At 51.5% G+C, this 655-nt stretch carries 1 protein-coding gene; it reads left to right on the top strand.

Going from position 1 to position 655, the window contains the following annotated elements:
- Positions 1–74: 74 nt before the first annotated feature.
- Positions 75–655 (top strand): hypothetical protein (locus E1189_RS00725; RefSeq protein ID WP_155158218.1); only part of this gene is annotated, 581 nt, incomplete at its 3' end.

Here is a 655-nt window from a genome sequence, read left to right as displayed (position 1 = left end):
TGGTACCGCCACGCCATGCCTCACAAACAGCGGTGTTCATTCTATGACGACCATTCTGACCTCATGGGGGGGTTATGAAGAGCATCGCCAATGAGCTTCGCGAGGATGTTCAGTACGCGGAAACTCAGGTTGAGGAGCTTCGCAGGGCGATGCAGCTCGATCGAGTTGCCTTCCAACGAGATTTTCTGAAAGCCGTGTTTGTGTCGCCCTTTGTGACGGAAAAATCACTTGCCGGATGTCGAGAATTCCAGCGAGGAGAGCTTGAAAATCGCATTTTTTGGCTGCTCAGAGGAAGCAGGAGCGACTATGATCAACTCCTTCGATTGATCGAAAAGGCGGGCAGACTTGGTGGCGACGATCCCGCTGATTCGGAATTTCTTGATAGGCACCCCGGTCTTGAGCGCTACCCGCTGGGCCACTTTCGAAAAATGTTTGAACGTGATGAATTTTCGCCCAACCTAAAACAGCTCGACCATGCGAGTGTTTTGTCTGAGTTGGTGATGAGAGTGATTCCGCCCATTACGATTGAGCGGCTTCTGCGTCAAAGCAGTTTGTCTCGAATGCTGCTGTCAGGGGTGCGATTAGCAAATCTTCGTGAAGATACGCCGGTGCACGATCGATACGCTTGGGCCGATCTTCGCAAGAAAATTTTCCT

The organism is Parendozoicomonas verongulae, from assembly GCF_009711465.1.
In the GTDB taxonomy this organism is placed as follows: Bacteria; Pseudomonadota; Gammaproteobacteria; order Pseudomonadales; family Endozoicomonadaceae; genus Sansalvadorimonas; species Sansalvadorimonas verongulae.
Note: the sequence above shows the minus strand (reverse complement) of the source record. Positions and strands in the feature narration are given on the sequence as shown.